The sequence below is a fragment of the Arthrobacter sp. 754 genome, from assembly GCF_040548695.1.
GTDB lineage: Bacteria > Actinomycetota > Actinomycetes > Actinomycetales > Micrococcaceae > Arthrobacter.
This window is the reverse complement of record NZ_JBEPSC010000006.1, coordinates 138,327-160,756: the sequence shown is the minus strand read 5'-3', so window position 1 is coordinate 160,756 and position 22,430 is coordinate 138,327. Positions and strand designations below refer to the sequence as shown.

Annotated in this window: 22 protein-coding genes and 3 tRNA genes; 11 read left to right on the top strand and 14 right to left on the bottom strand. The window is 65.0% G+C overall.

Going from position 1 to position 22,430, the window contains the following annotated elements; all coding sequences use genetic code 11:
• Positions 1-18 precede the first annotated feature (18 nt).
• The 4 genes from ABIA70_RS17505 (at position 19) to ABIA70_RS17490 (ending at position 1,449) form a co-directional block, all read left to right on the top strand.
• Positions 19-92 (top strand) — tRNA-Ile (locus ABIA70_RS17505).
• 19 nt (positions 93-111) lie between these two features.
• Positions 112-276 carry a DLW-39 family protein gene (locus ABIA70_RS17500; protein ID WP_354148849.1) on the top strand — a complete coding sequence of 55 codons (165 nt, stop codon included), beginning with the start codon at positions 112-114 and terminating at the stop codon, positions 274-276.
• Positions 277-348: 72 nt separating this feature from the next.
• A tRNA-Ala gene (locus ABIA70_RS17495) sits at positions 349-424 on the top strand.
• A 71-nt stretch (positions 425-495) separates the two neighbouring features.
• Positions 496-1,449, top strand: a complete 954-nt coding sequence (locus tag ABIA70_RS17490; protein ID WP_354148848.1) for a DMT family transporter — start codon at positions 496-498, stop codon at positions 1,447-1,449.
• An 11-nt stretch (positions 1,450-1,460) separates the two neighbouring features.
• On the opposite strand, the gene ABIA70_RS17485 is transcribed toward ABIA70_RS17490, so the two are convergent.
• Both ABIA70_RS17485 and ABIA70_RS17480 read right to left on the bottom strand, forming a co-directional pair.
• The gene (locus ABIA70_RS17485; protein ID WP_354148847.1) at positions 1,461-2,336 is read right to left on the bottom strand and encodes a glycosyltransferase family 2 protein; all 876 of its coding nucleotides are present in this window, start codon (positions 2,334-2,336) and stop codon (positions 1,461-1,463) included.
• A gap of 152 nt (positions 2,337-2,488) precedes the next feature.
• Positions 2,489-3,460 carry a hypothetical protein gene (locus ABIA70_RS17480; RefSeq protein ID WP_354148846.1) on the bottom strand — a complete coding sequence of 324 codons (972 nt, stop codon included), beginning with the start codon at positions 3,458-3,460 and terminating at the stop codon, positions 2,489-2,491.
• Positions 3,461-3,615: 155 nt separating this feature from the next.
• On the opposite strand from ABIA70_RS17480, the gene ABIA70_RS17475 reads away from it, so the two are divergent.
• The 3 genes from ABIA70_RS17475 (at position 3,616) to ABIA70_RS17465 (ending at position 6,077) form a co-directional block, all read left to right on the top strand.
• A complete protein-coding gene (locus tag ABIA70_RS17475) occupies positions 3,616-4,161 on the top strand; it encodes a peptidylprolyl isomerase (protein WP_354148845.1) in 546 nt (181 codons plus the stop codon).
• 8 nt (positions 4,162-4,169) lie between these two features.
• On the top strand, positions 4,170-5,048 hold the full coding sequence (locus ABIA70_RS17470) for a rhomboid family intramembrane serine protease (protein WP_354148844.1): 879 nt from the start codon (positions 4,170-4,172) through the stop codon (positions 5,046-5,048).
• Between the two features lie 564 nt (positions 5,049-5,612).
• Complete coding sequence (locus ABIA70_RS17465; protein ID WP_354148843.1) at positions 5,613-6,077, top strand: carboxymuconolactone decarboxylase family protein; 465 nt, start codon at positions 5,613-5,615, stop codon at positions 6,075-6,077.
• Between the two features lie 221 nt (positions 6,078-6,298).
• Here the strand turns inward: ABIA70_RS17465 and ABIA70_RS17460 are convergent, their stop codons facing one another.
• Together ABIA70_RS17460 and ABIA70_RS17455 are read right to left on the bottom strand one after the other, a co-directional pair.
• Entirely contained in the window at positions 6,299-6,913 is a 615-nt protein-coding gene (locus tag ABIA70_RS17460; RefSeq protein ID WP_354148842.1) for a DNA-3-methyladenine glycosylase I, read from the bottom strand.
• Positions 6,914-6,947: 34 nt separating this feature from the next.
• Positions 6,948-7,202, bottom strand: a complete 255-nt coding sequence (locus ABIA70_RS17455) for a cell division protein CrgA (protein WP_354148841.1) — start codon at positions 7,200-7,202, stop codon at positions 6,948-6,950.
• Positions 7,203-7,377: 175 nt separating this feature from the next.
• Here ABIA70_RS17455 and ABIA70_RS17450 point away from each other — a divergent pair, with 175 nt between their 5' ends.
• Genes ABIA70_RS17450 through ABIA70_RS17440 form a run of 3 tightly spaced genes read left to right on the top strand, consistent with a single transcriptional unit; the run spans position 7,378 to position 8,980 of the window.
• Entirely contained in the window at positions 7,378-8,169 is a 792-nt protein-coding gene (locus ABIA70_RS17450) for a class E sortase (RefSeq protein ID WP_354148840.1), read from the top strand.
• A 2-nt stretch (positions 8,170-8,171) separates the two neighbouring features.
• Entirely contained in the window at positions 8,172-8,342 is a 171-nt protein-coding gene (locus ABIA70_RS17445) for a hypothetical protein (protein WP_354148839.1), read from the top strand.
• Positions 8,339-8,980: an aminodeoxychorismate/anthranilate synthase component II gene (locus tag ABIA70_RS17440; RefSeq protein WP_354148838.1), complete on the top strand. Its 642-nt coding sequence runs from the start codon at positions 8,339-8,341 to the stop codon at positions 8,978-8,980. The genes ABIA70_RS17445 and ABIA70_RS17440 overlap by 4 nt, the downstream gene beginning before the upstream one ends.
• A gap of 97 nt (positions 8,981-9,077) precedes the next feature.
• On the opposite strand, the gene pknB is transcribed toward ABIA70_RS17440, so the two are convergent.
• Genes pknB through ABIA70_RS17405 form a run of 7 tightly spaced genes read right to left on the bottom strand, consistent with a single transcriptional unit; the run spans position 9,078 to position 18,528 of the window.
• Positions 9,078-11,030, bottom strand: coding sequence for a Stk1 family PASTA domain-containing Ser/Thr kinase (gene pknB, locus ABIA70_RS17435; protein WP_354148837.1), 1,953 nt, complete (start codon positions 11,028-11,030; stop codon positions 9,078-9,080).
• A gap of 15 nt (positions 11,031-11,045) precedes the next feature.
• Positions 11,046-12,749 carry a protein kinase domain-containing protein gene (locus ABIA70_RS17430; protein WP_354148836.1) on the bottom strand — a complete coding sequence of 568 codons (1,704 nt, stop codon included), beginning with the start codon at positions 12,747-12,749 and terminating at the stop codon, positions 11,046-11,048.
• Complete coding sequence (locus ABIA70_RS17425; RefSeq protein WP_354148835.1) at positions 12,746-14,203, bottom strand: peptidoglycan D,D-transpeptidase FtsI family protein; 1,458 nt, start codon at positions 14,201-14,203, stop codon at positions 12,746-12,748. The genes ABIA70_RS17430 and ABIA70_RS17425 overlap by 4 nt, the downstream gene beginning before the upstream one ends.
• A complete protein-coding gene (locus ABIA70_RS17420) occupies positions 14,200-15,597 on the bottom strand; it encodes an FtsW/RodA/SpoVE family cell cycle protein (protein ID WP_354148834.1) in 1,398 nt (465 codons plus the stop codon). The genes ABIA70_RS17425 and ABIA70_RS17420 overlap by 4 nt, the downstream gene beginning before the upstream one ends.
• Entirely contained in the window at positions 15,594-17,303 is a 1,710-nt protein-coding gene (locus ABIA70_RS17415) for a PP2C family protein-serine/threonine phosphatase (RefSeq protein WP_354148833.1), read from the bottom strand. Before ABIA70_RS17415 ends, ABIA70_RS17420 begins: the two co-directional genes overlap by 4 nt.
• A 2-nt stretch (positions 17,304-17,305) precedes the next feature.
• A complete protein-coding gene (locus ABIA70_RS17410) occupies positions 17,306-17,788 on the bottom strand; it encodes an FHA domain-containing protein FhaB/FipA (RefSeq protein WP_354148832.1) in 483 nt (160 codons plus the stop codon).
• Positions 17,785-18,528 (bottom strand): FHA domain-containing protein, encoded by a 744-nt coding sequence (locus tag ABIA70_RS17405; protein ID WP_354148831.1) that lies wholly within the window; start codon positions 18,526-18,528, stop codon positions 17,785-17,787. The genes ABIA70_RS17410 and ABIA70_RS17405 overlap by 4 nt, the downstream gene beginning before the upstream one ends.
• Before the next feature lie 331 nt (positions 18,529-18,859).
• Here ABIA70_RS17405 and ABIA70_RS17400 point away from each other — a divergent pair.
• Positions 18,860-18,942 (top strand) — tRNA-Leu (locus ABIA70_RS17400).
• Positions 18,943-18,999: 57 nt separating this feature from the next.
• On the opposite strand, the gene ABIA70_RS17395 is transcribed toward ABIA70_RS17400, so the two are convergent.
• From ABIA70_RS17395 to ABIA70_RS17385, 3 genes are all read right to left on the bottom strand, one after another.
• Positions 19,000-20,382: an MFS transporter gene (locus tag ABIA70_RS17395; protein WP_354148830.1), complete on the bottom strand. Its 1,383-nt coding sequence runs from the start codon at positions 20,380-20,382 to the stop codon at positions 19,000-19,002.
• 171 nt (positions 20,383-20,553) lie between these two features.
• Entirely contained in the window at positions 20,554-21,258 is a 705-nt protein-coding gene (locus ABIA70_RS17390; protein ID WP_354148829.1) for a FadR/GntR family transcriptional regulator, read from the bottom strand.
• 10 nt (positions 21,259-21,268) lie between these two features.
• The gene (locus tag ABIA70_RS17385) at positions 21,269-22,396 is read right to left on the bottom strand and encodes an L-talarate/galactarate dehydratase (RefSeq protein WP_131683549.1); all 1,128 of its coding nucleotides are present in this window, start codon (positions 22,394-22,396) and stop codon (positions 21,269-21,271) included.
• Positions 22,397-22,430: the final 34 nt, after the last annotated feature.

The following is a 22,430-nucleotide window of genomic DNA, read 5'->3' as shown; positions in this document are numbered from 1 at the left end:
CGGCCCGATGAGGCATCGGGGCGTATAGCTCAGGCGGTTAGAGCGCTTCGCTGATAACGAAGAGGTCCCAGGTTCAAGTCCTGGTACGCCCACGGAACCTGTGCAGGTTCAATGGAAGGTCGCGTCTGCTTTGGCAGACAGGACCGGAACGGGGTGCATGTGAAGAAGTTGCTGGTACTTGCAGCTGCGGTCGCAGGCGTCCTGCTCTACAGGAAAGCACAGGAGTCCGAGGCCCGGAAGACAGTCTGGAGCCAGTCGACCGACACGGTCGAATAGGCCGGATCCCCGGACCGGAAGCTGAAAAATGGCTTCCAGGTTCTAGGGTATGATTGACGGGTTGCTTCTTATGGGGGCATGGCGCAATTGGTAGCGCACCTGCTTTGCAAGCAGGGGGTTCGGGGTTCGAGTCCCCGTGCCTCCACCATAAGGAGAGTCCCGGACAGCGGAAACGCTGTCCGGGACTCTTTTGTTTAAGCAGACCATTAGGGTTGAACGGTGAACTTCTTTCTGGCGGCCATCGGCGTACTCGGTGTGGCATCATCCGGGCCACTGATTGCAGCCACCCTCGGTGCCACCACAGTCAGCGCCCTCGCCATTGCCTTCTGGCGCAATGCCATCGGGGCTGCCGTGATGGCCACCCCCACGCTGGTCCGCGACCCCCGCCAGTTCGGCCGGATCACGGGCGCAGAGTTCCGGTGGTCGCTGCTGGCCGCCGCGGCGCTGGCCCTGCACTTTGCCTGCTTCATCACTTCGCTCCAGCTCACGTCCGTGGCTGCCGCTACTGCGCTGGTCTGCCTGCAGTCAGCCTGGATCGCCGTGTTCCAGCTGTTCAGGGGAACCCGGCACCGCTGGCAGGTTCTGGTTGGCCTGGGCATCGCATTCGGCGGGGTGGTCACCATCACCGGATTCGACATGGGTTCCTCCCCTGAGGCCCTGATGGGAGATCTGCTGGCTGTCGCCGGCGGGGCGCTGGCCGGCCTTTACACGCTGGCCGGCGGCAGGGCCCGCCAGACCATGGGCACCGGAACGTACACCACGCTGTGCTACGGGATGTGTGCTGCACTGGTGGCCGGGCTGGCCCTCTTCAGCGGCCAGCCCCTGGTGGGATTCGACGCCGTGGGCTGGCTGGGGATTGCAGCCATCACCGTGTGCGCGCAGCTGGTGGGCCACACGGCCTTCAATCACCTGCTGGCAACCATGAGCCCGCTGCTGGTATCGATGATCATTCTGCTGGAAATTCCCGGCGCCGCACTGCTGGCAGCCATTTTCCTGCACGAAACGCTTCCTGGCGGTACCTATGCCGGATTGGGGCTCATCCTCGTGGGCCTCGCCGTCGTGGTTCTCGGCCAGCGTTCCGGTATGGCCCGGCAGCGTCGCGCTGAAGCCGCGGCGGGCACCAAGGCGGGGGAACCGCCGTCGGACCGTCTTGCGGAGTTGGGAACGGACTGACGCGAGCGGCGCTACTGTCCGCCGCGGCGGACTGGCTGGGCGGTGTTCACGGTGTGGATGGCCCGCAGGAGCTTCGCCGGGAAGTAAACGGAGAAGAAGACCACCATGGGCGCTTTGAGCGCCATTTTCTTGACGTTGTGGGCCTTGTAGGTGCGGTCGAAGCGGGTGACGTAGTAGCGGTAGTCACGGGGCGAATCCTCGAGCCGGCGGGCCGACATCCCTGACACCATCTGTGGCCAGTACTGGACCTTGAGTTCGTGGTCGGCGAGGTGCAGTGAGAGGTCGATGTCCTCGTGCATCTCGTCCTTCTCGTCGCGGCAGGTTTCACCCCGGATGGTTTTCCAGGCGGAGGCGCGAAGTGCCATATTGGAGCCGAAGAGGAAATGGTACTGATGCTTGGCGAGCTTCAGCATGAGCTGGCGCATCTTGTCGTCGGCCTTGAGACCGAAGCGCCGCATCGGCATGTCGTAGTAGACCACGGGCCCGGTGGCCGCCTGGACCGAGTGGTCCTGGAAGGCCTTCTGGACCTGCTCCACCCAGTCCGGTTCCACTACTGAGTCCGCGTCAATGCGGCCCAGGATGTCCCCGGTGGCGCTGTTCAGGCCGAAGTTCCGGGTGGGAATCAGCCCCTGGTCCTGGTCCTGGCTCAGCAGAAGGATGGGGCTCTCGGGGTACTCAAGCTGCATCTGGCCAACGATGGCCGCTGTGCGGTCCGTTGAGAGGTTGTCCACCACAATGATCTCGTGGGCCGGCACCGACTGGTAGACCGCAGCAATGAGGCACTGCCGGATCACACTTTCCTCGTTGTAAGCCGGGATGACAATGGACACGCGGGGCAGCTGTGCTGCGTCGTTCAAGGCATCCCCAGAGGATTTATCGGCTGACATCAGTCCAAATTTAGCACCGATCCACACCTGCCCGGCGGGGGGAGGGTAATGACGCGGGTAACATCCGGAAAACCCTGAAGGGGTCCCGCCCTGTGAGATGGTCACAAGGCGGAACCCCTTCAGTTGCGCCGCTGCTCAGCGGCGGATATGTCCTAGTGCTCGGTCTTGTCCGTGGAACCGTTCATGTTCGAGGCGATGTTCTTCATGGCCGTCTTGGCATCCGTGGAACCGTTCGCGGTGGCGTCAGCTGAATCGTCGGCAAGGTGCTTGGCCGGCTCATCTGTTTCCTTGGTGCCAACTGCAACATCGTCAGCCTTGCCTGCAACGACGCCGGCACCTGAATCCGTGGCCGCTGCGGCCTTGGTGGCCGCATCCTCTGTGGCGTCCTTGACGTCATTCACGGTGGTGGCAGGAACCGGAGCCGGGGTAGGCGCCACAGGCGACGGGGTCTTCCACGGGTCCTCCACCGGCTTGGAAGCCTTCCAGGCGGCAACACCGGCAGCGACTGCTGCCGCGATGATGCCGAATACCAGCCAGCCCCGCTTCTTCGGCTTTTCCGGCTCCGCCAGCTGGATACCGACGGCCCTGCCTGCTTCATGGGCCGCCGCCTTGAGCTGGGTCCCTGCCGCCTGGGCCTGGTCCTGAAGAGCGTGGACAATGCCGACATCCCCGAGCTTACGGGCTACTGCGTCCACCTGGGCCGGCGCGCTTTCGAGAGTCCGGTGGACTGCTTCGGAAGCGTGGCCGATCTGGTCCGAAAGACGCGGCAGGTATTCGACCACGACGCGGTCGCGGGCATTGAGGATGGCCGGGGTGGCCTTATCCAGGGCCTCGTGAAGGCGCGGGGTGGTGCCCTCAACAGCATCATGGATTTTGGGCGCGAGGTGCGCGAGTCCGTCCTGGATGCGCGGTGTCACTGTTGCGACGCCGTCGGCAAGGTTGTGGGCCGCGGTCTTGAGCCCTTCCTGGATTTTGGGAGAAGCGGTATCCAGGCTGTGCTGCAGGCGGGGAACTGCCCAGTCCACGGCTGCTTCCACGCGGGGGGATGCCCAGTCCTTTGCATACTCGACTGCGTTGTTGACTGACTGCTCAAGGTCACGGGCAATACGATCCGATTTCTTCACAACTACCTCCCGATTAATGTAACGGTTTTGTTGTTAGCCTACGTGGATTGACCTGCACCGGCTATTCTTCCAGCGGATTTGGGGCCGATTTCACCCAGCGCGGAACTGTCCGCGGAGCCGCTGCGGCGTTGACCCGCCGTGAAACAATGAGCGGTATGACTGCAATCGCAACAGCAAAAGCAACCATCCACACCAGCCTCGGCGACATCGTCGTTAACCTCTTCGGCAACCACGCGCCCAAGACGGTCAAGAACTTCGTTGGCCTCGCCACCGGCGAGCAGGCCTGGACGCACCCGGAGTCCGGCGAGGACAAGACCGGCACGCCGCTTTACGACGGCACCATCTTCCACCGGATCATCAAAGACTTCATGATCCAGGCCGGCGATCCCCTGGGCCGCGGCGTTGGCGGACCCGGCTACAAGTTCGACGACGAAATCCACCCCGAGCTCAGCTTCAACCAGCCGTACAAGCTGGCCATGGCCAACGCAGGCATCCAGGGCGGCAAGGGCACCAACGGCTCGCAGTTCTTCATCACCACCATCCCCACCGATTGGCTCCAGGGCAAGCACACCATCTTCGGCGAGGTGGCTGACGACGAATCCAAGAAGGTTGTAGACGCCATCGAAGGCGTGCGCACCGGCATGGGTGACCGCCCGGTGGAGGACGTCACCATCAACAGCATCGACATCGAGCAGCTCTAACCCATCGCATGAGCTACGGAATTCCGGCGGCTGAGCCGTCCGCCCAGGTACCCGTGTGCCCCCGGCACCCGGACCGGCCCTCCTATGTGCGCTGCCAGCGGTGCGGGCGCCCTGCGTGCCCGGACTGCCAGCGGGCGGCCGCCGTCGGATTCCAGTGTGTTGATTGTGTCAACGAAACAAAACGTTCGACGCCGGACGTCAGGACTGTCTACGGCGGCGCCGTTGCGTCCGGTAAACCGCTGGCGACGTTCGGCCTCATCGCGGCCTGCGCCATACTCTTCGTGCTGCAATGGGTCATTCCCGCCGACGCTGTCTTCAGAAACCTGGCGTTCGCCTCGGTGTACGCCGCCCCTGAATTCGGAGCTTTCGAACCGTGGCGCCTGCTCACGGCCGCTTTCCTCCATTCCCAGGGCTTCATCCTCCACATTGTGCTCAACATGTACATGCTGTGGATGTTCGGCCAGGCGCTGGAGCCCCTCCTCGGGCGGTTGCGGTTCCTTGCCGTCTACCTCGTTTCGGCCATCGGCGGGTCGGTCGGCTATCTGGTACTGACCCCGCTCCTGCCGCCCGGCGGGCCGGTTGGAGTAGTGGGGGCATCCGGTGCCATCTTCGGGCTCTTCGGCGCCATGCTGGTGGTGCAGCGGCACCGCGGCGGGGACACCCGGCAGCTCTGGGTGCTGATTGCCATCAACGGCGTCATCGGTTTCCTCGTACCCCAGATCGCCTGGCAGGCGCACTTGGGCGGCCTGGTCACCGGGGCCCTCTGTGCAGCTGTGGTTGCGTACACGCCCCGGGGCAAGCGCCAGGGCCTGCTGCAGGCCGCTGGCCTGGTGGCAGTCCTCGCGCTCCTGGTCGTGGTGAGCTGGGTCCGGATCACGGCCGGCTGACCTCCGCGGGACCAACCTCCCCATCCTCAAGACCCCGATGTCCCCCTGGACGTCGGGGTCTTTTGGGCTGCCCGCCGGGAGTTTCGGTTATCCACAGGGTTTATCCACATTGTTGGTAACTTACACAGGTGTAGTTCATGAGGTCGTTGATCCTGAGGCCGCGCCGGTCCGCCATTTCGGGGGTTCACCCTGCTTAAACAGTCCACAGTTGTGGAAAACTGCCGGGGTGCGGCTGTGGGTAAGTGGAAAACCAGGCGGATTCCCCGGGGGCTGTGGAAAACCGCGTCCATCCGTGCCCATTCAGCCCCCTGAGCGGGTATTCGCCGGCCTGTTTCAACAGGGTTGTTCACAATGTTAATAACTTACAACGGTGTAGTTAGTTGCCCTTGTTTGGCTTGCCAAGGCTTACGGGCGCCTCCGGCGGCAACGCCTGTGGATTGTTGTCCACACCTGTGGATAACTTGTGGGTAGTCCAGTGTTAATAAGTGGAAAAGCTGACATATGGCAGGGTGGATGCAACAGCCCTCGTTCCTAGACAGAGAAGCCCCCAGCAGGAGGACCGCCTTGAGCACCACCCAGCACATCTTCCTCGACAAGCAGCATCCGGCAGTGTGGCGGGCTCTGAACGGGCTGGGGCTCAAAGCGCGCGATGCCGCTGATGAAGCCGGTATCGACCGCAGGACGGTCGAACTGCTCAACGTGCGGACCTCCCAGCTCAACGGCTGTGCGTACTGCCTGGACATGCATGTGCGGGATGCCATGAACGGCGGCGAGAGCCTGCAGCGCCTTGCTGTCCTGCCGGCGTGGCGGGAGACCTCGCTGTTTACCGACAAGGAGCGGGCAGCACTGACCTTGGCTGAGGCCATCACAGAGCTTCCGGAGCACCGCATCCTTGAGCACGAGGAGGCCTCCGCCAGGGAATACCTGAGCGCTGAGGAGTTTTCTGCAGTCAGCTGGCTGGTCATCACCATGAATGCGTTCAACCGGGTATCCGTGGTCAGCCACCATCCGGTCACCCGCGAACAGTGAACGCCGCACTCCCTGTTGGGCTGCTTCGACTCACGGTGACCTCGGGCTGACGGCGTGGGCCCCGTTATCCACAGCTAATTCACACTGTTAATAACCGGCTCTCCGAAGGGCCGGGACTGAATCCGTAGCGGGACAGGCCGGCAGTCGGTGCCCTTTCCCCTGTGCCCGTGATGTTATGCACAATGTGGATAACTTTCCCAACAGCTGGGGAAAAGCCGCCCTTACTTCTGGCTAGTTTTGAGTTCCGGCGGCCAAATCCCCGAGGAACCGCGGCGGTGGCTGTGCAGGAGATGCGTGTCCACCATTCCGATGGCCTCCATCAGCGCGAACATGGTGGTGGGACCGACAAACGAGAAGCCCTGCTTCCGCAGTGCCTTGGACAGTGCTACGGATTCCGCCGACTGTGTGGGGATGTCCGCATGCGTGGCCGGTTCCGGTGTGGCAAGGGGTTTGTACTGCCAGACGAAGTCGACGAGGCCGCCCTGTTCCCTCAACGCAACAGTGGCCCGGGCATTGGTAATCGCCGCCCGTATCTTCAGCCGGTTGCGGACGATACCCGGATTTTGGAGCAGCCGCTCAACGTCCGCGTCTGAGTACGCGGCAACGGCGTCGGGCTGGAAATTGTGGAATGCCTCGCGGAAGGCTGGACGCTTGCGCAGGATGGTGGCCCACGAAAGGCCGGCCTGGAATCCTTCCAGGCTGATGCGCTCGTAAAGCCCTTGCTCATCCCTGACCGGCAGGCCCCACTCCGTGTCGTAATACTCGCGCAGCAGGGGGTCGTTTGCTGCCCACGGCGGGCGGCCCAGGCCGTCGTCGCCCGTTACTGTCCCGTCCAAGGTGCCGATGTCCTCCGGGTCCCCAGACCCAGGGTCAGGAACGCCAGCGCGTGGTCATCAGGAACCCGATGATGGCGATGCCGAAGCCCGCCATGATGTTCCATGAACCCCAGGCCTGGACGGGGAACCGGCCCTCGCTGATGTAAAACGTGATGATCCACAGAAGTCCGATGATCATGAGGCCGAACATGACGGGCTTGAACCAGACCGCGTTGGGCTTGTACGTCTGCGCCGCGGAAGCGGACTGCGTGGCGGTGGAAGTCTTCCTGCGTGGCTTTGACTCGGGCACGTGCTCTCCTTGGCGGACTGGGCAAGCTCGGCCGTGCGGGCTTGATATCCTGCAAGAAGGAAGTTGCCAGCGGTCAGCGCGATCTTGGTCAAATCTGGATTCTTACTAGCAGTCAATTCTAGCCGTAGTTCAGGGCACACCAACGCCCACCGCGACCGCCCCGACAGGAGAACGCGTGGTATTGCAGGAGAAGGCGAGGCCCGCCGCCGTGCCGGCCGCCCGCGCCGCCGTTCTGCGCGGGACTGTCCAGGTGGTCGGCGAACTGCTCATCACCGCGGGCATCATTCTGCTGCTTTTTGTGGCCTGGCAGCTCTGGTGGACCAATGTGGAATCGGACGCCAGGCAGAGCGCCGTCATCAAGGAATTTGCCAATGAGCTCGGAGGGGCACCCGCCCCGCCGACGGATGCCGCGCCCGGAACGCCCAGTGCGCCGGTCGACTACGGTACCCCCGCCGTCGCTACGGCCCCAGGCCATGCGGGCACCATCGGCATCATGTACATTCCCCGGTTCGGGAACAGCTACACCCGGCCAATCGTGCAGGGAACCACCGGCGATGTGCTGGACACTCTGGGCCTGGGCCACTACGCGAATACGGCCATGCCCGGAGCCGTCGGCAACTTTGCTGTGGCCGGCCACCGGCAGACCCACGGCGCTGTGCTGGACAATATCCACACGCTGGTGCCGGGTGACAAAATCTACGTCCAGACCAAGGACGGCTATTACGTCTACGTTTTCCGGAATAACCAGATAGTGATGCCGTCCCGCACCGACGTCCTGGAACCGGTCCCCACCCGCCCGGGCACCACCCCCACCGAAAGCTTCCTCACCATGACCAGCTGCAATCCGCGCTTCGGCGCAGAGGAACGCATCATCGCCTACGCCCTGCTGGACAGCTGGCGGCCGGCGTCCGCCGGACCGCCCGCCGAAATCGCGGCCCAGGTCGCGGCAGCGGTGGGGGGAGGCTGAGTATGTACGGCTGGATCTTTCGCCAACTGCCCGGCCCGCTTTGGCTGCGGATCATCACCTCCCTGCTGCTCGTGGCGGGCACCCTGGTCCTGATGGTCCAGTTCCTGTTTCCATGGATGTCAGATCTCACTCAATTCACCGACTCAACGATTGGTTCCGTAAGCCAGCCATGACCACAACTAAGATCCTGGTCGTAGACAACTACGACAGCTTTGTCTACACCCTGGTGGGTTACCTCCAGGAGCTCGGGGCGGAAACCACGGTTGTCCGCAACGATGACGTGACGCTCGCCGAGGCCATTGAGATGGCCGCAACCCGCGACGGCGTGCTGATCTCGCCTGGGCCGGGCAACCCGGCGGAGGCCGGCGTGTGCATTGACCTGATCAAATGGTGCGGCGAAAACAACAAGCCGATGTTCGGCGTGTGCCTGGGACACCAGGCTTTGGCCGAAGCCTTCGGCGGCAAGGTCACCCACGCCCCGGAACTGATGCACGGAAAGACGTCCCTGGTGGAGCACAACGGCACCGGCGTATTCGCCGGGCTCCCCTCCCCCATTACGGCCACGCGGTACCACTCGCTGGCGGCCGTCCGTGAAACCATCCCGGACGTCCTGGAGATCACCGCCGAAACAGCCTCCGGCGTCGTCATGGGCCTCCAGCACCGGACTGCACCCCTGTGCGGCGTGCAGTTCCACCCCGAGTCCGTCCTGACCGAGGGCGGCTACCAGATGCTCGGCAACTGGCTCGAATCGCTGGGCATGACCGGCGTCGCCGCACGGGCTGCCACGCTGAGCCCACTGATCCAGCACTGACCACCCGGCACACTGCAACGCGGGGTCACTCCACGCCCTCCCGGAAGGGAAATTTGGGCGTGGAGTGACCCCGCGTTGCAGTTAAGTGGCGAGCCGGTCAGCCCTTCTTGGTGGGCGTCGCCGTGGGGGTCGGTGTCGGCGTCGGGGTTGCCACCGGCGGCGGGGGCGGCGCCTTGGCCACCACAATGTTGATGGTTTTGCCCTGGTCCACGGCGGAGTTCACTGCGTCGCTCTGATCCGTGACCGTGCCGGCTTCGACCTGTGAGTTCTCCACTTCCTGGACGTTGGGCACCAGCCCCAGCTCCTTGAGTGCAGCCTCCGCCTGGGCCCGGGTGCGGCCCCGCAGTTCAGGCATGGCCACCTTGCCGGTGGAAATCACGATCTCCACGGTGCTGCCCACTGCCACCAGTTGGCCAGGTGCCGGGCTGGTGGTGATGACCCTGCCGCCCGGGACCGTGGCACTGTTTGCCGTGGTGGTTGACGCGGCGCCCTGCAGGCCGGTCTGGCGCAGGATGTCACGTGCCGCAGCCTCGGTCTGGCCGGGCAGGTTCTCCGGAATTTTCACCGCGCTGGGTCCCTCGGAGATGTTCAGGATTATCTCGGCGTTGGGATCGAGCGAGGTTCCGGCAACGGGGTCCGTGCCGATGGCTGTGCCGCTGGGCACGGTCTCGTGTTTGTTGCGCCTGATCTGCGGGCGGAGGCTGGCTCCGTAAAGTTCCTGCAGTGCCGCCGACTCCGTGAGCGCGGCCACCACGGGGACGGTCACCTTCGGCGGCGCAGGGGCCGGACGGTTCACGGTGCTGTACACCCAGAAGCCGCCGCCGGCCAGAACCAGGAGGGTGAAGATCACCAATACCGCTATCCACGTACGACGGCGGGACTTCTGCCGCGGGGTCCGCTCGCGTTCTGCAGCGAAGCCCAGGGACAGTTCGCCACTGTCGGGGCCCGTCGATGCCCCGGCCGCCATGGCGGGAAGTATCGCCCCGTCGACCCGGGTGTCATTCGGTGTGTCCTGGGCGGTGGGTACCTCATCGGGATAGCCGGCCCCCGGCACGGCGAAGGCCTCTGTTGCCGGAGGATGTTCCGGTGACGGGACGTGGTGGTGGGGATCAGTGGGCGCCTCGCTTGCCGCCAGGGCGGGAACAGCCACTCCCGCACGGGCCGCGCGCAGCGCACGGCGGAAGGCGGCGGCGTCCTGGAACCGGTCATCCCGGTTCTTCTGCAGCGCCTTGGCCAGGACACTGTCCAGAGCCGGCGATACCTCAGGGTTGAAAGTGCTGGCGGGCTCCGGAATCTCCCGGACGTGCTGGTAGGCAACGGACACGGGGCTGTCGCCGATGAAGGGCGGGCGGGACGCCAGCATTTCGTACAGCAGGCAGGCGGCCGAGTAGAGGTCGCTGCGGGCGTCCACTGTTTCGCCGCGCGCCTGCTCCGGCGAGAGGTACTGGGCGGTTCCCACCACGGCCTGGGTTTGGGTCATGGTGGCCGATGAGTCGGCCATGGCGCGCGCAATTCCGAAGTCCATGACCTTGACGGAATTGGAGCCTTCGCAGTACATCACGTTGGCAGGCTTGATATCACGGTGGACTATTCCGGCTTTGTGGCTGTACTCAAGGGCCGCCAGGACGCCAAGGGTGTATTCGATCGCCTGGTCGATGCTGACTTCCTTGGCCCGGATCAGATCGCGGAGCGTCTTGCCCTCCACAAACTCCATCACGATGTACGGCACACGGACGTTGTCCTCGGAACCGTCGTGGACAATGTGTTCACCGGTGTCGTAGATAGCCACGATGGAGGAGTGATTAAGCGCTGCCACAGACTGCGCTTCCCGTTTGAAGCGGGCCTGGAACTGAGGATCCCGGGCCATGTCCGGGCGGAGCAGCTTGATGGCCACGGTCCGGCCTAGCCGGGTGTCAACTCCGCTGTGGACGTCCGCCATCCCCCCGCGGCCAATCAGGCCGCCGAGTTCGTAGCGTCCGTTCAGGACACGCTGGTTATCCACCGGGAGGCTGTCCTCCCGGTGTGACGGGGTACGGGTTGAGTCATTCATAGGCGATCCTGGCAGCTACGGCTTGCAGGTAGGGGCAGTACCCGGCAGCTCACCGGGGGTGCAGGCTGCCAGGGACGAGTTGGGAGTGGGTGCAGACACGGCCGGCGTTGTCGCCGTCGGGACCGGTGCTGCAGTGGTGGCCGCGGGCGGAGCCACGGCATAGGTCACGGTCACTTCGGACCCCTTCGGCACAGTCCCGGTCGGGTTGACCTGCAGCACAGTTCCGGCGGTGGCGGTGCTTTGCTGCGGGATGACTCGTACGGACAGGCCCATGGTTTCCAGTGTTGCCTGGACCTGACGGTAGTCCTTGCCGAGGTAGGCCGCCGAAATGATGTCCACGGTGGTGGGCGTGGGCTCAGGAGTGGGTGTGGCGCTGGTCCTGGTGGGTGTGGGGGTTGGGGACTGAGAGGTCCTCGTAGGGGTGGCGCTGGTGGACGGCGGGCTGCTGGACGCTGATGTGGTGGTGGTGTCCTTGGCCGGGAAGAGGATTCCCTGTTGGGTCAGGAAGAACCCCACCAGCGCAAACAGGACGAGCAGGATCAGGGCGATCAGCGGCCACGTCCAGGGGCTGCGGCCGCGGCGGTCGGGCTCATCGGCCGGCTCGTCGTCGTACGTTTCCTCTTCCTGGACCCAGCTCCGCTCGGCGGCCAGCGCGTCAGCACGCGAAAGCGCGCTCCCGTCTCCCGGTGCGGCCGCGGCTCCTGCGGCTCCTGCGGCACCGGCTGCGGCGCCTGCTGCAGCAGCGCCGAGCACTGGCAGGGCCGACGTCGACGCCGCCGTCCTGTCTTTCTGGCTGATGACGCCCGTGGGCGCCGTGGCAATGTCCACCGGTGCGGTGATGGCACCCGTGTCGGCTTCAAACAGGAGCATTCCGGGCACGGCCGCGTGAGCCGCGCTGATATCGCCGTTGCGGATGGCCTCCGCGGCTTCGGCAAGCTTGATGGCGTTGGCCGGGCGGTTCTTGGGATCCTTGGCCAGCATTGACATCAGGAGCGCCCGGACCGGTTTGGGCAGGGTGTCCGAAAGCGGCGGCGGTGCGTCATTGACCTGGGCCAGGGCAATGGCGATCTGCGACTCACCGGAAAACGGCCGGTGTCCGCTCAGGCATTCGTAGCCGATGACGCCGAGGGAATAGATGTCCGAGGACCCCGTGGCGGTCTGGCCGGTGGCCTGCTCCGGGGCGAGGTACTGGGCGGTGCCCATCACCTGGCCGGTCTGCGTCAGGGGGACCTGGTCTGCGAGGCGGGCGATGCCGAAGTCGGTCACCTTGACGCGTCCGTCCGGGGTGATCAGAAGGTTGCCGGGCTTGATGTCGCGGTGCACCAGGCCCTGCGCGTGGGCGACAGAAAGGGCCCGCGCGGTCTGGGCGATCATGGACAGGGTGCGGTCCGGGGACAGAACCTGTTCGTGCTCGATGATGCTGCTCAACGGCTGGCCGGGAACGAGTTCCATGACCAGGTACGCCGAACCCTCTTCCTCGCCGTAGTCAAAGACATTGGCGATGCCCACATGGTTCAGCAGGGCGGTGTGGCGGGCCTCGGCGCGGAAGCGCTGGAGGAAGCCGGGGTCTCCGGTGTACTCCTCCTTCAGCACCTTGATGGCCACGATCCGGCCCAGGACAAGGTCCTTGGCCTTCCAGACCTCGCCCATCCCGCCGATCGCGATCCGCGTGGTCAGCTGGAATCTGCCGCCGAGGGTGATTCCTGTTGTTGGCCTCACTTATTCAACACCGCCTCAAAAATCTTCTTCGCGTTCGGACTGGTTAGCTGTGCGCCGGTGGTGATGTCCACGCCCTCCATGACGATCGTGACACCCACCTGCGGGTTGTTCGCCGGGGCAAAGCCGGTGAACCAGGAGTTGTTCAGGCCGTTGCCCAGTTCTGCGGTTCCGGTTTTGCCGGCCACCTGGACGCCCTGGACGGCTGCTCCGCGGGCGATGCCCTGGGAGACCGCGCTGGTCATCCATTCGGTGATCTGACGTGCGATGTCCGGGCTGGTGGAGGTCCGCAGCGCTTCGGGCTTGGGCTCATCGATGACCCGAAGGTCCGGGGAGCGCACCGTCTTGACCAGGCTGGGACTCATCTGGATACCGCCGTTGGCGATGGCCGCGGTCATCAGCGCCACCTGCAGCGGCGTGGCCCGGACGTCCTTCTGGCCGATCGCCGACTGGGCGAGGCCTGGACCGTCAAGGTCGTTGGGGAAGCCGTTGCCCTTGGCGTACTGGAGCTTCAGCTGGTCGCCCAGGTCCTCACCGAAACCGAATTTGGCGGCCTGCTGGGCAATGGCGTCCCGGCCAAGGTCGAGGGCAATGCTGGCGAACGGCGTATTGCAGGACTGCTGGAGGGCGAAGGCAAAGCTGGCGGTGTCCTGCGTGTAGCAGTTGCCGCCGGCGTAGTTGGGCAGCGTGTACTGGATTCCGGGGAAGGGCAGGTTGGCCGGATTGGGCAGGACGCTGTCCTTGTTGTATTTCCCGGAGTTCAGGGCGGCGGCGGCATCGACGAGTTTGAAGACAGACCCCGGCGCCAGCAGCTCCCCTGTGGGGCCGCTGACATTCTGGTTCAGGTTGATTCCCGGGACCTTGACCAGCGCGTTGATGTTGGTGCTCTCGGCTACGGGATCCTGGGTGGCGATGAGGTTGGGGTCGTAGGACGGCTTGGACGCCATGGCCAGGATGGCGCCGGTCTTGGGGTTGGTGACCACAATGGATCCGCGCTGCCCGTCCGGGATGAGGTCGTAGGCGAGCTTCTGGATCTTGGGATCAACGGTCAGCTCCACGGACGCGCCCTTGGGCTGGTTGCCCAGGAAGAGCTGGCCGACCCGGTCCAGGAACTGCTGGTCCGAACTTCCGGCAAGCTGCTCACGCATGGCCTGCTCCAACCCGGTGGCGCCGTAGTTCTGCGAGAAGTAGCCGGTGAGGCCTGCGTAGAGTTCGGGCTGCGGGTAGGTCCGCTGGAACTTGCACTGTTCGGTGCCTTCGACGGATTCGGCCACGGGTGCGCCGCCCACGATGATGGCGCCGCGGTCGTTGCAGTAGTCCTGTAGGATGGCGCGGTTGTTCCAGGCGTTGGCTTTGAGCTCGTCGGCGCCCACCACCTGGACGTAACTGAGGGCTCCGAAAATGAGGGCGAACATGGCGATCGCGGCGACCCATGAGTTCCTGATTGCCTGGTTCACAGGGGTTTCACCGCCTCGGTTGGTGCTTCCATTGTTTTTGCTTCCGCTCCGTCGCCGGCAGGCATCGGCGTCGTGTCCACGGGACCGCGGGCAGTATGCGAAATCATCAGCAGCAGGCCCACGATGATCCAGTTGGCGAGCAGGGAGGATCCGCCGGCCGCCAGGAACGGCGTGGTCAGGCCGGTCAGCGGAATCAGCCGCGTGACACCGCCGATGACCACGAAGCACTGCAGCGCCACTGCGAAGGACAGTCCGCAGGCAAGGAGCTTTCCGAAGGCGTCGCGGGTGCCCAGGGCAGCCCGGAAGCCGCGCGTGAACAGCAGCAGGTACATCATGACCACCGCGAACAGTCCGATCAGGCCCAGTTCCTCGCCGAGGGAGGCGATGATCATGTCGCTGTTGGCGAACGGGACGAGGTTCGGCCGGCCCTGGCCAAGGCCGGTGCCCACGAGCCCGCCGTTGGCCATCCCGAACAGGCCCTGGACGATCTGGCCGCTGCCGCCGGGGGATCGGCCGTAGACCTCTTCGGTGAAGGCGTTCAGCCAGCCGTCAATCCGGAGGCCGACGTGGGAGAAAACCCGCGACGCCACAAAGCCGCCTCCGAGGATCAGCGCGACGCCGATCACCACCCAGCTGATGCGGCTGGTGGCGACGTAGATCATGACGATGAACAGGCCGAAGAAGAGCACCGACGAGCCTAGGTCCCGCTGGAAGATCAGGACACCGATGCTGACGAGCCAGGCGGTAATCATCGGACCCATGTCCTTGAACCGCGGGAACTGCAGCGGGCCGATCTTGCGCCCGGCCAACAGGATCAGGTCCCGGTTGGAGGACAGATACCCGGCAAAGAATATGGCAAGCGTGATTTTGGCGATCTCACCGGGCTGGAAGGTCATGGAACCCACCCTGACCCAGACCCGGGCGCCAAGGATTTCGCCGGCGGAGATTCCGGGCACCAGGGGCAGGATCAGCAGGAATGCACTGACGGCCAAGGATATGTAGGTGAAACGGCGGAGGGCTCGGTGGTCCTTGAGGAAGAAGATCACGGCAATGGCTACGGCCATGGCTATCAGCGTCCAGCGCAGCTGGTTGTTGCCGGTGTCTTCGCCGGGTGCATCGAGGCGGTGGATCATGGCCAGGCCAAGCCCGTTCAGAGCGACCACCAGCGGAAGTATTACCGGATCTGCATATTTAGCGCGCAGCCTCAGGACCACGTGGAAGACCAGCGCGGCCACGGCCAGGAGGCTGGACTGGAACCAGAAGTCGGAGTCGAAGGCTTTTTCCTGGTCGACGCCCACCATCATGTTGGCGCCGATTCCGACGGCGAGGGCAAGCACCAGCAACACGAGTTCAACGTTGCGCCGGGGTTTGGGGATGGTGCTGAGCTGGCTCATTGTCCTCCCTGGCAGGTGACAGCGGGGCTGGGCGAAGCGGAGGGTGCCGGCGCCGCGGCCGGGTCGGACGGATTCGGTGAAGGCGGCGGGGCGGCCGCTGCGGCTGCCGGATCAGTCGCGGCAGGAGCTGACGTGGTGGCGCCAGGGGTGGGTGACGCGGTCAGGCATTCATCCGCCGGTGCGATGGTGCCGGTGCCTTCGAGGTTCTTGACAATCCGCTGGGCATCGTAAAGGTCCCGGGCAGGAACGGTCTGGCGGACCCGCTGCTGGGAGAAAAGGGGTAATGAATCCATCCGGATCTCTGTCACGGCTTCCAATGTAGAGAGCTGGATTGGGCCCAGCCGCTGCGAAACCCCGTTGTATATGGCTACCCGGGAATCGTATTCACCGATGTAGTAGCGGGTCTGGGTCCACGCGTAGCCAAGCCAGAGTCCAATGGTCAGCACCAGCAGCACGGACGCGGCGATGGACAGGGTGACCCACCGGCGCGGCTTGGGCCGTTCCAGGACTTCGTCGTCATCGGACGCCGGCGTCTCTGCCTTGTGTGTGAGGACGGTTGCAGCCCGCCGGGCAACCGTGCGGCCCGCGATGGTGGGAATGGAGCCGGTCTCTGCTGCGGCAGCCGCAGCACCGACCAGTTCGTGGGGGCGTGAGGCCAGTTCCTCGCGCAGGACCTCGGCTGTGAGGTGCTCGCCCAGATGCGGGTCAGTGGAGGGCTGTTGCTTTTCAGGGTCGGCAGGCTTCCCGTCCCCGGGTGCCTGGCCTTCAGTACCTGCCGGTTCGTCCCTGCGGTCGTCGCGGTCCTGCGGCTTTTGAACGGGGTCCGTCTTCTCCATGGCGCCTGGCTTGGCGGTGGCGGTGGCGGCCGCGGCAGCGGCGGCGGCGGCGGTGGCCGGCCGGGAAGGGATGACGTCGACGGCGGCGGTACTGACCTCGTCGCGCGTTTCCTCAACGATTTCCACCATGACCACGGTGACGTTGTCCGGGGAACCGGCCTCAAGTGTGAGGTCAACCAAAGTCTCAACGCACTCGCGCAGGTCCTTGGTTTCGCGGACAGTCCGCTCCACCACATGCCCGGCAACATAATTCAGGCCGTCCGAACACAGCAGCCAGCGTTCGCCGGGCTTGACGTCCAGGGTGTCCAGGTCCAGCTCAGGGCTGGCATCGACATCGCCAAGGACACGCATCAGGACGTTCTTGTGGGGGTGGGTTTCGGCTTCCTCGGGCCGGAGACGGCCCTCGTCGATGAGGCGCTGGACGAAGGTGTGGTCCACGCTGACCTGCTCGAATACGCCGTCGCGGAGACGGTAGGCGCGGGAGTCGCCGATGTGGGCGAAGTGCAGTTTGCCCTCGGCCAGCAGCAAGGCGGTCACGGTGGTGCCCATGCCGGCGAGTTTGGGGTTGATGTGCACGAGTTCGGACAGGAGTGAGTTGGCGGTCTGGATCTCGTCCGCCAGCATGGTGCCGGCGTCGCCCGCGTAATCCCCCTTGTCCAGGTGCAGCATGTCCAGAACGGTGGCGGCCGAGGCGACGTCGCCTCCGGCGTGGCCTCCCATGCCGTCCGCAACGACGGCCAGGTGCCGCCCGACGTAGGCGGAGTCGTCGTTCTTGGCGCGGATGCGGCCCACATCCGAACGCGCCGCATAGCGCATGATGAGGGGCCGCTGGACGGGCTTGGACTCGCCGGCGGGAGGATCAAGGGCCATTCCTATGGCCTCAATTCGATGACCGTCTTGCCGATTCTCACGGGTACGCCAAGCTCCACGGGCAGTGCCCGGGTAAGTTGCTGATCGGCGAGGTAGGTGCCGTTGGTGGAGCCGAGGTCCTCGATGAACCAGCGGCTGCCTTGGGGGAAGAGGCGTGCGTGGCGGCCCGACGCGTAGTCGTCCTCGAGCACGAGGGTGGCTTCCTGGGCGCGGCCCAGCAGGATGGGGCTGGCCGCGAGCGGAATAGTGGTTCCTTTGAGTGGACCTTCCGTGACCACAAGCTGGTGCGCCTGCTGCTTCGGCGGCGGCGCGGGTGCCTCGGCGAGATCAGGGTTTTTGCGGACCTGCCGCGCCGTCGGAGTGCCGGCGGCGGCCTTGCGGCCCACCATGAGATCGCGGCGCATTGCGGAGACGATGCTGAAGATGAGGACCCAGAGCAGAATCAGGAAGCCGAACCGGAGCGCGGTGATGGTCAGTTCACTCATGGGCGGCCACCGGAGTTGGCGGGCAGGAGGCGAAAGATGATTTTTGTCCGTCCCATGGTGATGGTGGAACCGTCGGTCAGTTCGGTGCTGCCGGCAACTTTATGGCCGTTGACGTAGCTGCCGTTCGTGGAGCCCAGATCCACAGCGCTGGTGAATCCGTTGGCGGTCCGGATCTCGAGGTGGCGTCGTGAAACGCCGGTGTCATCAACGAGGATATCGGCATCCGAGGACCGGCCCAGGACTATGGACGGCGCGTTCAGGGAGTAGCGCTGGCCGTCGATGTCCAGAACGGGCTGGAGCCGGACAGGCTGGCGGCTGGGGGCTGCCGGCAGGTTGGGCCGGGGTGCGGCCGTGCCCGGGCCGCCTTTGGCCTTTTCGGTGGAGGAGACAATCTCAAAGTTGCCGGCCCGCATGTCCTCGGCCCGGCGGAAGGAGATGCGCACCGAGCCCTGGAGGGTGTAGCCCTGGCTGCGTACATGGTTGATGACGACGTCGCACAGTTCCTCGGCCAGCGGTGTGCCCCAATCCTGGGCGCGCCTGAAGTCCTCGTCACTGAGTTGGACGTCGAAGACGTTCGGGGCAAGAGTGCGTCCGGCCGCGACGGTGAGGGCTTTGTTGTCTACCTCGCGGCGGAGCCGGCTGGCGATTTCCACAGGTTCAACCTGGGCACGCGAGCCGGTGGAGAAGACACCGCGGACGGCTTTTTCGATGCCGCGCTCGACCTTGTCCAGCAATCCCATGGTCCTTCTCCTTTCCTCCCTGCTGCGGGGCAGTTTCCGCTCCGGAACCCGACCGGAAGCGATGTTCAGAACGCAGTGACCAGCCAGGGGGCGGCAGGCACTACTACATCAGATACTACTGGGCAGGCCTGTGAATGACCTTAATCCCCAACGGCCGGGCGCCGGGAGAAGTTCGTTGGGCCGGCCCTCCCATGCGCTTTCCGCCGCGCTTCGCGGCGACCGCCGGGCCCCAATTGGTGTTTTGCCGCCGATGTCCGTTATGCTTGATCTCGCTGCTTTTACAAGGTTGCGGGTCCGGGAAACCGGCCGCGATTCGAGGAAAAGAAGTTGCGCGCGAGTGGCGGAACGGCAGACGCGCTGGCTTCAGGTGCCAGTGTCCGAAAGGGCGTGGGGGTTCAAATCCCCCCTCGCGCACGCAAACAAACAAAGAACCCCGGTCTTCGGACCGGGGTTCTTTTGCGTTCGGGCTCTTTAGCGGGCGGGGGCCGGCTCCAGGGCTTCCGAGACGGCCGCACCCTTGCCCGCCTCCGCCTCCTGCTCACGTGACTGCTCAGGCGAAAGCGGCGTGTTGCGGCGTTCCTTGAGGAAATAGACCAGGCCGGCCGCCACCGTGGAGGCCGCGGCCAGGGCGAACAGGCCCGGCACCACGCTGCCCGTTGCCTCCTTGATCAGGCCGAACCCGAACGGGGCCACAAAGCCGCCCAGATTGCCCAGCGAGTTGATGATGGCGATGGCCGGGGCCAGGACAATCGGGTGCAGGCCGGACTGCGGGATGGTCCAGAACAGGGGCGATGCGCTCTTGAAGCCCATGGCGGCCACTGCCAGGAAGACGAGGGCAAGGACCGGCGTTGCCATGGCCGCTGCGAGGGTGCCGACGGCGGCGACCAGGAGTGCAACCACCAGCAGAGGCCGCTTGGACCTGGCTTTGTCCTGCCACTTCGCAGCGAAATACATTGCGACGACGGCACACACCCAGGGGATGGCGGACAGGAAGCCGACGCTCAGGTCAGTGGTGCCCGGAATCAGCTTGACGATGGTGGGCAGCCAGAACGTGTTGGCGTAGATGGAGAGCTGCACGGAGAAGTAGATGCCGCAAAGCAGCAGGATCTGCGGGTTGAGCAGCATCTTCCAGCGGTTCACCTTCCCGCCGCCGGCAGTGACGTGCTGCGCGTCCTCGTCGGCAATGGCCTTGGCCAGGGCGGTCTTTTCGCCGGCCGAGAGCCACCTGGCGTCCTGGATCCTGGCATCGAGAAGGAAGAACACCACGATTCCCACAACTACGGAGAGCAGGCCTTCGAAGCCGAACAGCCACTGCCAGCCCCGGATTCCCAGGACATTGTGCAGGCTGAGCAGCATGCCGGCGATGGGACCGGAGAGTGCTGCGGCGATGGACGAGCCGGCAATGAAGATGGCGGTGGCCTTGCCGCGCTGGCCGGCCGGTACCCACCGGGCGAAGTAGAAGATCACCGCGGGGAAGAAGCCGGCTTCGGCGGCGCCGAGGAGGAACCGGAGTCCGTAGAACATCATGTCGTTCTGCACAAAGGCCATCAGGAAGGACACGACGCCCCAGCTGACCATGATGCGCGCCAGCCACACCTTGGCGCCGTACTTCTCCATCATCACGTTGCTGGGCAGTTCGAAGATGGCGTAGGCGATGAAGAAGAGACCTGCCCCGAAGCCATAGGCAGCCGCTCCGATGCCAACATCGGCCTCAAGGTGCTCCTGCGCGTAGCCGATGTTGGACCGGTTGAGCTGGTTGCACACCAGCATGACCAGCATGATGGGCAGCACCCGCTTGAAGAACTTCTTCGTGGCCAGCGCCACATCCGTGACAGCGGTGTCTACAGACAGCATGGGGGAATTCCTTAGACATTGCGGTGGGGGCCTGGTGGACCCCATTTGAGTGCTGTGGTCCGCACCACAGCGTGTTTCATCACTGTATTCAGGTGTTCTCATGCGCGTCCAACACGGATGTCGCATGACGTGATGCCGTCGGGGCATCAGTACAGGTCACCCGAGGAGCGCCTAGGCGGGCGGCCGCACCGAAGCCTTGAACCGGCGTCGTGAGTTCGCCAGGTGACTCCGCATGGCGGCGGCAGCGGCGGTTTCATCGCCATCGGCGATGGCGGCAGCGATGGAGCGGTGCTCATGCACCACCTGATCGAAGTGGTCGCGGGCGTAATGCTCGACGCCGGTCATCAGCCGGGTGCGCGGCATGGCGATCATGGTCTGCCCCAGGGCAGCAAGGCAGTCCGAGTAGAACGGATTCCCTGACGCCGCGGCGATGGCGCGGTGGAACTCGAAGTCGAACTTCATGGCGTGGCCGGGGTGATCCGAGCTCGCAGTGAACTGTTCAAGGGCCGCGTTGACTGCCCGGAGCTGACGGTCCGAGTGGTTGCGCGCGGCCAGCGCCGCGGCCTCCGCCTCCACGCCCATCCGGAACTCCAGCAGATGCAGGCGGTCCTCAACGCTGGTCACCGGCCGGCTGCCCGGCACCGGCCGGTGGCCGTCGTCGGGCGGGGTCAGTGCGAAGCTGCCCCGCCCGCGTTCGGTTTCCACCAGCCCTTCGGCCTGGAGCCGTGTCAGCGCCGAGCGCACCACGGTGCGGCTCACGCCGAATTCGCTCATCAGCGCGTTTTCGCTGGGCAGCTTGTCCCCCGGCTGGATGACGCCGTCCACAATGCGGGTGCGCAGGTCAGCGGCGAGGTCCGCGGTCAGGTTCCGGCTCATGCGTTCAAGATTACGCGCCGAACTCCACGGACTCGGTGGTCCAGGCGCGGGCCTGGTCGCTCAGGGTCACGCCGAGGCCCGGGCGGTCCGGAACGATCATGCGGCCGTTCTTGGTTTCGAGGCGTTCGTTGAAGAGCGGGTCCAGCCAGTCGAAGTGCTCCACCCACGGCTCGCGGGGGTAGGCAGCGGCTAGGTGCAGGTGGATCTCCATGGCGAAGTGCGGTGCCAGCCCGAGTCCGCGCTCATCCGCGAGGGCAGCGAGGCGCAGGAACTGGGTGATTCCGCCGACGCGCGGGGCATCGGGCTGGATGATGTCGCAGCCGTTGGCGTTGATGAGGCCCTTGTGTTCGGCGACTGAGGCGAGCATTTCGCCGGTGGCGATGGGGGTGTCCAGGACGTTGGCCAGGTGGGCGTGGCCCTCGAAGTCGTAGGCGTCCAGCGGTTCTTCGATCCAGATGAGGTTGAATTCCTCGAGCTGGCGGCCCATGCGCAGGGCGGTGGCGCGGTCCCACTGCTGGTTCGCATCGACCATGAGGGGGACGTCCCAGCCGATGTGTTCACGGATTCCGGCGACGCGGCGGAGGTCCTCGGCGCTGTCCGGGAGGCCCACCTTGATCTTGATGCCGCCGATCCCTTCGTCCAGGAGGACGGTGGCGCGGGCCTTGACTTCGTCCAGGGAGGCGTTAAGGAAGCCGCCGGAGGTGTTGTATGTCTGGACGGAGTCCCGGTAGGAGCCCAGGAACTTGGCCAGCGGGAGGCCGGCGCGCTTTGCCTTGAGGTCGTACAGGGCGATGTCGATGGCGGCCAGGGCCTGGGTTGCTACCCCTGAGCGGCCCACAGAGGCGCCGGCCCACAGGAGCTTGGTGTAGAGCTTGCCGATGTCGTTGGGGTCCTCGCCGATGATGCCCTCGGCGACCTCCTTGGCGTGCGCATACTGGGCGGGGCCGCCGGCGCGTTTGGAGTAGCTGAAGCCGATGCCGCTGTGGCCCTGCTCGGTGGTGATCTCGGCGAAGAGGAAGACCACTTCAGTCATGGGCTTCTGGCGCCCGGTGAACACCTTTGCATCGCTGATGGGGACGGCGAGGGGGAGTCTCGCGGTGGAAAGTTTCACGTGGCGGATGAGGTCTACGGTGCTCATGGGTGCTCCTCGAAAGCAGGCTGGCCGGGCTGCA